Annotated in this window: 8 protein-coding genes; 2 read left to right on the top strand and 6 right to left on the bottom strand. The window is 77.1% G+C overall.

Going from position 1 to position 9,232, the window contains the following annotated elements; all coding sequences use genetic code 11:
- Positions 1-704 precede the first annotated feature (704 nt).
- Genes AC1050_RS13595 through AC1050_RS13585 form a run of 3 tightly spaced genes read right to left on the bottom strand, consistent with a single transcriptional unit; the run spans position 705 to position 4,379 of the window.
- Positions 705-1,646 (bottom strand): co-chaperone YbbN, encoded by a 942-nt coding sequence (locus AC1050_RS13595; RefSeq protein WP_482387919.1) that lies wholly within the window; start codon positions 1,644-1,646, stop codon positions 705-707.
- 37 nt (positions 1,647-1,683) lie between these two features.
- Positions 1,684-2,706 carry a DUF8094 domain-containing protein gene (locus tag AC1050_RS13590; RefSeq protein ID WP_482387918.1) on the bottom strand — a complete coding sequence of 341 codons (1,023 nt, stop codon included), beginning with the start codon at positions 2,704-2,706 and terminating at the stop codon, positions 1,684-1,686.
- On the bottom strand, positions 2,703-4,379 hold the full coding sequence (locus AC1050_RS13585) for a hypothetical protein (RefSeq protein WP_482387917.1): 1,677 nt from the start codon (positions 4,377-4,379) through the stop codon (positions 2,703-2,705). Before AC1050_RS13585 ends, AC1050_RS13590 begins: the two co-directional genes overlap by 4 nt.
- Positions 4,380-4,587: 208 nt before the next feature.
- Between AC1050_RS13585 and AC1050_RS13580 the strand changes: the two genes are divergently transcribed.
- Both AC1050_RS13580 and AC1050_RS13575 read left to right on the top strand, forming a co-directional pair.
- Complete coding sequence (locus AC1050_RS13580) at positions 4,588-6,768, top strand: coiled-coil domain-containing protein (protein ID WP_482387916.1); 2,181 nt, start codon at positions 4,588-4,590, stop codon at positions 6,766-6,768.
- Positions 6,765-7,223: a hypothetical protein gene (locus AC1050_RS13575; RefSeq protein ID WP_482387915.1), complete on the top strand. Its 459-nt coding sequence runs from the start codon at positions 6,765-6,767 to the stop codon at positions 7,221-7,223. The genes AC1050_RS13580 and AC1050_RS13575 overlap by 4 nt, the downstream gene beginning before the upstream one ends.
- Positions 7,224-7,244: 21 nt before the next feature.
- Here AC1050_RS13575 and AC1050_RS13570 read toward each other — a convergent pair whose 3' ends face one another.
- The 3 genes from AC1050_RS13570 to AC1050_RS13560 are packed head-to-tail and all read right to left on the bottom strand — an operon-like array spanning position 7,245 to position 9,204.
- Complete coding sequence (locus tag AC1050_RS13570) at positions 7,245-8,030, bottom strand: alpha/beta fold hydrolase (RefSeq protein ID WP_482387914.1); 786 nt, start codon at positions 8,028-8,030, stop codon at positions 7,245-7,247.
- Positions 8,027-8,857 (bottom strand): alpha/beta hydrolase, encoded by an 831-nt coding sequence (locus AC1050_RS13565; RefSeq protein ID WP_482387913.1) that lies wholly within the window; start codon positions 8,855-8,857, stop codon positions 8,027-8,029. The genes AC1050_RS13570 and AC1050_RS13565 overlap by 4 nt, the downstream gene beginning before the upstream one ends.
- A gap of 35 nt (positions 8,858-8,892) precedes the next feature.
- Positions 8,893-9,204 (bottom strand): hypothetical protein, encoded by a 312-nt coding sequence (locus tag AC1050_RS13560; RefSeq protein ID WP_482387912.1) that lies wholly within the window; start codon positions 9,202-9,204, stop codon positions 8,893-8,895.
- Between the last annotated feature and the right edge of the window lie 28 nt (positions 9,205-9,232).

Here is a 9,232-nt window from a genome sequence, read left to right as displayed (position 1 = left end):
CACCCGAAGGCAGCAGTCCACCGACACACGAAACGACCACCCCCACGCTGACGAAGGGGCAGCCAGTTCAACATGGCTGTGCGGGCCGACCCAGACGGAGCAGGGCCAGACCCACGACACCAAAAAAAGCACACCAACTCTGAAAGCCACCCCGAACGAGGCGACCACCCGAGCCGATGCACCGATATGGCGTCAACTACTTAGGCACACTGTTGAGTTCTCAAAGAACAGACGCGCATCCCCCACTCACCCTTGCGGGCTCCTGGCCGGAGGCAACCGTTCAAACTTATCTGGTCCGATCCGCCGTGTCAAGTCCGTGTGGACCTTCTCGACTTCCGCACCGCCCGCGGCGCCGGCGATCGACGGGCGCATGTGTCCCGTTGAGGCCGAACCGAGGGGTGGTCACCCGGGGGTCTGGCCGCCGAGGTGATCCTCGGTGTCCGTTCCTCCCTGCCGGGCGACGAAGAGGAACATTACGCAGCGCCCTCGCCGAGCGTCAACTCCGTCAGGGGTGACGGCGGTCACCCCCTCCGCCAGGAGGATCCGCCCAGGTCAGCGGGCCACGCAGCGTGCAGATCGCGGCGGCGACCAGCTCGGGTCGACGCTGCGGTCGAGCGGGCCGCGGACGGCGTCGGGCCCGCCCGACCACGACGGTCGGACGGGCCCGAGGACGGCAGTCGCGCAGGTGCGGGTGCGCCCGGTGCTCAGTACAGCGCGCTGGCCAGCGCGCGGCGTGCCGCGACGACCCGCGGGTCCTCGGTGCCCACCACCTCGAACAGCTCGACCAGCCGCACCCGCACCCGCTCCCGGTCCGGGCCGGCCGCGGTCCGGACGGTGTCGACGAGCCGGGCGAAGGCGTCCTCGACCTGACCGCCGAGCACGTCGACGTCCGCGACCGCGAGCTGGGCGTCGACGTCCCGCGGGTCGTCCGCCGCGGCCTTGCGCACCGCCGCGAGGTCCGCGTCGCGGGTGCGGGTGAGCAGGCCGACCTGCGCCAGCCCGGCACGTGCCATGTCGTCCCGGGGGTTCTCCCGGAGTGCCTGCTCGTAGGCCGTGGCCGCCGCGGGGAGGTCGTCGGCCTCGATCGCGTCGTAGGCCGCCTGGTGCAGCGGCGGCAGCGGCGGCTCCTCCGGCTCGACGGGAGCGGCCTCGCTCTCGGTGCGCGGCTCCACGGTCCCCGTGATGCCGTTCGTCGCGGCGGCGTCGAGCACCTGCTCGAGCACGCCCCGCACCTGGTCGAGCGGCGGGGCGCCCTGGAACAGCGGCAGCGGCTGACCGGCGAGCACCGCCACGACCGACGGCACCGACTGGGCCTGGAAGGCCGCGGCCACCTGGGGGTTGGCCTCGGAGTCGATCCGGGCCAGGAGGAGCCGGCCGGCGTACTGGTCGGCGAGCGCACCCAGGTCACGGGCGAGGTTGATGCTCGCCTCGCTCCACGACGCCCACAGCAGCACCACGACCGGGTGCTGCGTCGACGACTGCACCAGTGCCGCGAAGCCCTCGGTGTCGACGTCGACCGTGTAGGGGCCCGGTGCGGGCAGCCCGCCGGGGGTCCCGGGCGCCGGGGTGGCCGGACGGCCGAGCGCGGAGAGGTCGACCGCCCCCCGCACGTCGAGGCGCGGCTGGTGGGCCGGGTTCTGGCTCATGCTGGGTGTGCTCCTGCTCTCGCGTCGAGGTGACGATTCACTCGCCGGTGACGGCGGTGCGCGCGTGCTCGGCCGCCAGGACGGTGACCTGCTCCGCGCCACCCGCCGGCGGCACGTACAGCGCTACCACGTCCGTCCAGGTCCGCACCAGGTTGCTCGTCACGCTGGTCTTGCCGGCGAGCGCGGCGTCGAACGGGTCGTTCAGGGTGATGCTGCCCTGGCTGAGGGTCACGGTGGTCACCGTGCTGAGCCGGCCGACGACGATCGCGCCGCCGTCCGCGGTCCGCAGCGCGGTGACCGCGCCGTCGACCGGGGAGACGGTCTCCCCCACGGTCGCGACCGCCTGCAGGCTCGCGACCGTCTGGTTGCGGGCCTCGGTGAGCGCGGTGCGGAAGAAGTCGGGCGGGAACGTGGCCGCCGCGGCGGACGCGTCGCCGTTGGTCAGCACGTCGGCGTACTGCGCCAGCGCCTCGGTGGGGGTCATGAGCAGCGACGCGTCGTCCGCGGCGACCGGCTCGCTGCCGATCTCGGGCTCCGCGGTCGCCGGCATCTGCACGGACGGGCCGAGCCGCGCCCAGCTCCACAGCCGGTAGGGCTCGCGCGGCCCCGTCTGCTGCAGGACCAGCAGCAGCGGTGCCTGCAGGTCGGCGGGCTGCTCGGTGACCACCATCTGCGTCCGCGGCCACGTGTCGGTGTCCGGGACGATCGTCGTCTGCGCGGTCATCGGGATCTGCACGACCGGACGCTCGCCGTTGGTGGCCGTGGCGCGCACGTACTCGGCGGTGCGGATGTCGAGCGCCGGCCCGCTCAGGCGTGCGGGGAGGCCCGCGGGGTCGTTGGCGGCGTCACCCGCGGCCAGCACCTCCCCGACCTGGTCCAGGACGCTCGTCGACTGCGCGACGGTCAGCGCCGGCGGCGGCACCGCGGGCGCGGCGTCGGGCGTCGGCTCCGGCACCGGGTTGGCGCACGCGGCCAGGCCGATCAGGGCGACGGTGGTGACGGCCGCCCGGGCCAGCCACGCGCGGCGGAGCCGGCTGCCGGCGGTGGTGCGTGCGCTCATCGGTCCTCCTCCGTCGTCCGTGCGTCGTCCTCGCGCGCTGCGTCGCCCTGCGCGGCGTCGGGTCCGCCTCCCTCCGCCGGGAAGCCCCACATCCGGCGCCAGGCGTCGGCGCGCTGCGCACGGGACGCCGCGTCGTCGTCCGCGACCGGGCGTGCGCCGGGCACGGGTGCGGCCGCACCCGCCGCCGACGCGCTCGGCGCACCGGCTGCCGGGGGCACCGGGGGCACCGGGGCGGTGCCACGAGGCGTCGCGGTGGTGCCCGGACGGGCAGGAGCCGGTGCCTGCGGGGCGGCCGATGCCGCCGGCGTCGGGGACCACGACGTCGTCGCGGACGAGCTGCCCGGGGTCGAGGGGGAGGTGGCGGGCTCGGCGGGGCCGGACGACGCGGCGGGTGCGGCGTCCTGCCCGGCACGGCCCTTGCGCCACGGAAGGCGCGCGGCCAGGCCGCGGCGCGGCTCCTCCGGGACGTCGTTCTCGGGCGCCCCCTGCTCACCGGAAGGCGCACCCGGCGTCGGCGGCGCGACCGAGGACGTCGGTGCGGTCGCCGGTGCCTGCGTGCCCGCCTTCGGCGTGCCCTGCGTGGCAGGGGTGGCCGGTGCCGAAGGTGCGGCCGACGTGGCAGCGCGCTCCCCCGCCGGCCGGTCGGCGGCGCGCGCCGCCGACGTGGGGCCGGTGCCGGCGGCGGTCGACGCGGCCGCGGCCTGCGTCGCTCCCGTCACGGCGGGCGTCGCGCCGGTGACGACGGGCGTCGCCCCGGTCACGGCCGGGATCGACCCGGTCGGGGTCCGGCGCCCGCGACGGCGCTCGGCGGCCGCGGCCGCTGCCGCGGCGGCCTCCGCCTCCCGGATCTGCCGGCGCGTGGGTGCGCTGACGCCGACGGTGCCGAGGGGGATCGCACCGCTCGCGGACGGCTCGGCGCCTCCCGCGGCGAGCGAGCCCGGCGGGGCGGTGACGGTCGCGATCGCCCCGGTGGTCACGGGGTGCCAGCCGGCGTCGGGCCCGTCGGGCGCCCGCAGGATGCGGACGAGCAGGATCGCGGCCACCGCGAGCAGCAGCACGCCGAACGCGACGGCGGGCCACAGCCAGGGGGTGGTGACGGTCTGCGGCCAGGACAGGTCGAGCGTCGGCGCGGTGTCGCCCAGGCTGACCGCGATCAGCGACCAGCGGCCGTCCTGCGCCGGCCAGTCGAGGGTCGCGGAGCCGTCGCCGCCGACCTCGAGCACCCACATGTCGGAGCCGGTCGGGTCGGCGGCCTCGACCGCGGCCTCCTCGCTCGCGCCGCTCGCCGAGGGCGACGGAGCGGGCTCCGCCTCCGCCTCGGCGGTGGCGGTGGCGGTCGCGGGGGGCTCGCCGGCGGTCGTCGCGAGCGTGTGCCAGTCGGACAGGCCGGTCACCCGGGCGTACGGGTCGCTGCCGACCCACGCGGTGACGTCGGTGTCGCGGCCGACGGCGAGCACGACGGGCGAGCCCTCCGCCCGGACGGTCACCGTGACCGGGTCACCGGCGAGCTCGAGCACGCCGGGGTCGGTCACGAGGGTCCGGGTGTCGCCCCCGGGGTCGGCCGTGGCCACCAGGGGGTCGTCGGCCCGCCACACCGTGGCCGAGGCGACGCCGAGGCCGATGGCCGCGATGCCGAGCACCCCCAGGAGGGCGGCGATCAGTCGCTGGAGCACGCAGTTTCCTCTCGAACGTGACGGTCCAGGATAGGCGAGCCACCTCGGGGTCAGGGCAAATCGGGCAGACGTCCGGCCTGGCGAGCGGTGTCCGAGGCCGCTCGGGTCCCGATACGCTGGACGGCGGACGCGGGCCGACCGACGCCCTGAGCCTCCCGCCAGGAGGCCGTCCCCACAAGCGCTCGAGCGCGCCCGCAGGAGGAACTTCGTGGCAGACGACCGTACGCCCTTCCCGGTGGTCAACTTCCGTGGCTACGACCGCGGACCCGTCGACTCGCGCATGGAGGAGCTGGAGCGCTCCCTGCAGGACGCGCGCAGCCAGGTGGCGTCGATGGACGAGCGCGTGCTGCAGATCTCGGGCGAGCTGTCCGAGGCGCACCGCCAGCTGCGCGAGGCCGAGCGGCCGACCTACTCCGGCCTCGGGTCGCGGATCGAGATGCTGCTGCGGTCCGCCGAGGAGCAGTCCTCGGACGTCGTGCAGCAGGCGAACGCCCAGGCGTCCGACGCCCTGGCCCGGGCACGGCTCGCCGCGGGGCAGCTGCGTGCGCGGGCGGAGAACGAGGTCGCCGAGATGCTCGCGACCGCGCGTCGCGAGGCGACGGAGGAGCGGTCCACCGCGCACACCGAGGCGGAGAGCGCGCTGACCGGGGCGCAGCGCCGCGCGGAGGAGCTGGTGGGGTCCGCGGAGCGCGAGGCCGCGCGCATCCAGACGGCGATCCAGACGGAGGAGAGCGAGCGCCGGGCGAGCCTGGAGCGCGAGCTCGGCACGCTGCGGGCCACCGTCGAGCGCGAGATGACCGAGCTGCGCGTCAGCACGGAGCGGGTCGCCGAGGAGCTGCGGACGCGCACCGAGAACGAGACCACGGCGATGCGCGCGGACGCCGAGCGCTACGACCAGGACCTGCGCCAGAGCGCGGACGCGGACACGACGGCGCTGCGGCAGCGGGTGACGTCCGAGCTCGCCGAGCTGCGGACCGAGGCCGAGCGCTGGGCCGCGATGCAGCGGTCGCTCGCCGCGACCGAGATCGCCGAGGCGCGGCAGGCGTCGGGCGAGGAGATCACCTCGCTGCGCGCCGAGGCGCAGGCGCACGCGGACGCGGTGCGGTCCGCCGCCGAGCGCGCCGCGGCCGAGCTGCAGCAGCGTGCGGTCGCCGAGACGACGGCGCTGCGCGCCGAGGCCGAGCAGTACTCGGGCTTCGTGCGGGCGAGCGCCGACCGGGAGACCGGCGAGCTCCGTGCCGCCGCCGCGGACGAGATCGCCGCCGCGCGCCAGGAGGCCGAGCAGGCGCTCGCCGGCCAGCGGGGCGAGGCGGAGCAGTACGTCGCCGAGCTGCGGGCCACCGCGGAGCGGGAGACCACCGAGCTGCGCGAGCGCACGGCGCACGAGGTGAGCCACCTGCGCGCGCTGGCCGAGCGCGAGACGACCGAGCTGCGCGAGACGACCGAGCGGGACGCGGCCGAGCTGCGCGAGCGGACGGAGCGCGAGGCCGCCGAGCTGCGCGAGGCCACCCGCCTGGACGTCGAGCGCCAGCTGACCGACGCCTCCCGCACGGCCGACGAGGTGCGTGCCCAGGCGCGCGCCGAGGCGGACGAGCTGGTCGCCCAGGCCCGGCAAGCGCTGGCCGACGCCGAGCTGTCGATCGCCGCGCAGCGCGAGGCCGCCGAGCGGGCCGACGCCGAGCGGCACGCCACCGCCCGGGCGGAGACCGAGAAGCTCGTCTCGGACGCCGAGGCGCACGCGGCGGACGCCGAGCAGCGGGTCGCCAAGGCGCTCGAGCAGGCGGAGAAGATCCGCGTGGACTCGCAGGCGCACAGCAAGGAGCTGCTCTCCAACGCCCGGGCGAACGCGGACCGCGTGGTCGCCGAGGCGCGCGAGCACGCCGAGAAGACGCTGTCCGAGGCGATGGCGGAGTCCGAGCGCGAGCGCACCACCTCGCAGCGCCAGGTCGAGGACCTGAACCGGCAGCGGGAGTCGATCACGTCCTACCTGGACGAGCTGCGGAACCTGCTCGGCCACGACCCGGCGCCGAACCGCACAACCCTCGAGAAGGCCGACGCCGCGCAGGCGCAGTACGACGCCAAGCAGTCCGCCCGCCCGGCCGCCCGCCCCGCCCGGGGCAAGGGCCGACCGGCCCCGGTGTCGGCCGCGACGCCCGCCGTGCCCGCACCGGAGACCCCGGCCGAGCCGGAGCCCGACGCGCCGGCCCAGCCGGCACCCGCCGCCGCGAAGGCCGGGGGCTCGACCGCGACGCAGCCGGCTGGGGCCGACGCGCCCGCCGGTGCTGACGACGCGTCGCGCACCGACGCCGCCACCGGGGCGACCGGCGACACCGGCCAGACCGCGTCCGGCTCCGGGGACGAGGTCGCGGCCACGCCCTCGGACAAGTGAGCGAGGACGACGCCGGTCGGCCGCAGCGGGACGCCGCGGCCGACTGGCGGTCCCGCCGCCGGGAGGCCGCGGACGCGCACGAGGCCGCGCTGCGGGCGCGGCGGCAGGCCGAGTCGGCCCGGGCGCGCGAGCTGCTCGCGCAGTTCGTCGCCGACGCGGACGCGCGGGGCGTGGCACCGGTGCCGCTGCACGCGCAGGGCTACGGCGGACGCGGCCGGTTCCGCACGCCGCTGCAGGGCTGGTACCTGCGCCGCGATCAGACGGTGGCGGTCGGGACGGACGGCGGCTTCTACGTGCTGACCGTGCCGCCCTCGCTCGGCGCCCGGCTGCGCGGCGTCCGCCCGGAGCCGCAGGATCCGCCGCTGGTGCTGGGCGCCGGCGGCAAGGACGGCGAGTCCCTGGACCTGCCGGTCGCGCTCGCGCGGGCGCTCGGCGACGCGCCGCCCGCGGGCTGACCCCGGGACCGCCCGCGCTGCTCAGCCCCGGGCGCGCCGCACCAGGTCGCCCAGCGCCTCCGCCACGACCGACGGCGCCTCGACGGCCGTGAGGTGCCCGGCGGCCGGGACGACGACGGGCTGCACGCCGAGGACGTCCGCCGTCGCGCGGGCCGCGGCGACCGGGGTCGGCCGGTCCTCCTCCCCCACCAGCACCAGCGCGGCACCGTCGAAGCCGGCCAGCACCGCGGTGCGGTCCGGGCGGGCGGCCATCGCGCGCTGGGACCACGCGACGCCGGCCGGGGGCTGCGACCCGATCCAGGCCTCGAGGCGGGCGACCAGCTCCAGGTGCTGCTGCGCCGCCGTTCCGAGGAGGGCCGTGGCCATCGGCAGCACCTCGTCGACCGTCCCGGCGTCCTCGACCACGGACGCGACCCGCAGCCGGTTGGCGCGGGCGTCATCGGGGTCGGCCGTGGCCTTGGTGTCCAGCAGCCCGATCCCGGCGACCCGCCCGGGGTGCCGCTCGGCGAGCGCCAGCGCCACGTAGCCGCCCATCGACAGCCCGGCCAGGACGACGCGGTCGTGCCCGGCCTCGGTCAGCGCCGCGGCGACGGCGTCCGCCGCGGCCTCGAGCGAGGGCTCCGGCAGCGGTGCGCCGCCCGCCGCGCCGAGCCCCGGCAGGTCCGCGGCCAGCACGGGCACGTCGCCCGGCAGCAGCGCGGCGACGTCGGTCCACATCCGGGAGTCGAGCGGGAACGCGTGCAGCAGCACCAGCGGCAGGCCGGTCCCGGAGCGGAGCTCGTGCAGGACCACGACGGCGTCGCTCACGCGTCCTCCTCGGCGGAGCCGGCGAAGGCCTCGCCCTCGGGCGACTGGGGCACCGGCGGTTGGTCGGCCCGCTCGCTCGGCCCGTCCCAGGTGGTCGGCAGCGGGACCGGGAACCCGGGCCGGACGTGCGCGACGACCTCGTCCAGCACGCGCCGGACGTAGGGCTCGCCCACCCACAGGTGCTTGGCGCCGTCGACCGCCACCACCTCGGCCTGGTGCACCCGGGAGAACCGCTCGCGGGCCTGCTCTGGGCGCAGGTAGTCGTCCTGCTCGGGCACCAGCACCACGAGCGGGCGGCCGTCGGCGTCCCACGCGTCCAGGTGCTGGTCGGTGGCGCGGTGCAGCGGCGGGGACAGCAGGACCGCGCCCTCGACCACCGGGTCCAGCCCGTGCATCAGCGCGAGCTCGGTGCCGAACGACCAGCCGACCAGCCACGGGTGCGGCAGGTCGCGGAACTCGGCGAGCTCGATCGCGGCGTGCACGTCGAACCGCTCGGATCGGCCCTCGTCGAACGCGCCCTGGCTGGTGCCGCGCGGGCTGGAGGTGCCGCGGGTGTTGAACCGCAGCACCGCGACGTCGGCCAGCGCCGGCAGCCGCCAGGACGCCTTGCGCAGCACGTGCGAGTCCATGTAGCCGCCGTGCGTCGGCAGCGGGTGCAGCGTCACCAGCGTGGCCGCCGGGGTCTTCGGCGACCCGTCGGGGTGCACGGGCAGCGCGAGCTCACCGACCAGGGTGAGCCCGTCGGCGGTGTGCAGCTCGACGTCCTCGCGGTGCGCGGGCAGGACGGTGAGCGAGCGGATGGGCGTGGCGGCGGCTGCGGTGGTCATCGCCGTCGAGCGTAGTCCGGTGCGCGCCGTCGTGGTCAGCGCCGGGTCGGCCCGCGGCGGTGCCGGGCGGACCAGCACGCCGGGTGCCAGTGCCGCCGGTCGGCGAGGGCGGCGTCGGCCCCGAACAGGCCGTCGGACCGCCAGGCCACGACGTGCGCGGTCCCCGCGGCGATCTCCTGGTCGCAGCCCGGGCAGCGGAAGGTGCGGTCCGAGCCGCCGACCCGCTGCACGGTCCAGGAGCCGTCGGCGGCCTCCTCCGAGGTCCGCCCGCCGCGCACGCGGTCGACGTCGAGCGGGACGTGCTCGGTGGCGTAGGGGCGCTTGCCGGAGCGACGGGACGAGGGCACGACCCGATTCTCCCCCGGTACGCCGGAG

The sequence above is a fragment of the Cellulomonas sp. NEAU-ZC6 genome (assembly GCF_056844425.1).
Note: the sequence above shows the minus strand (reverse complement) of the source record. Positions and strands in the feature narration are given on the sequence as shown.

What these genes read in the sequence shown, in the direction of transcription:
- AC1050_RS13595 (WP_482387919.1), bottom strand. Translation starts at nt 1,646, where the DNA reads ATGAGCCAGAACCCGGCCCACCAGCCGCGCCTCGACGTGCGGGGGGCG.
- AC1050_RS13565 (WP_482387913.1), bottom strand. Translation starts at nt 8,857, where the DNA reads ATGACCACCGCAGCCGCCGCCACGCCCATCCGCTCGCTCACCGTCCTG.
- AC1050_RS13590 (WP_482387918.1), bottom strand. Translation starts at nt 2,706, where the DNA reads ATGAGCGCACGCACCACCGCCGGCAGCCGGCTCCGCCGCGCGTGGCTG.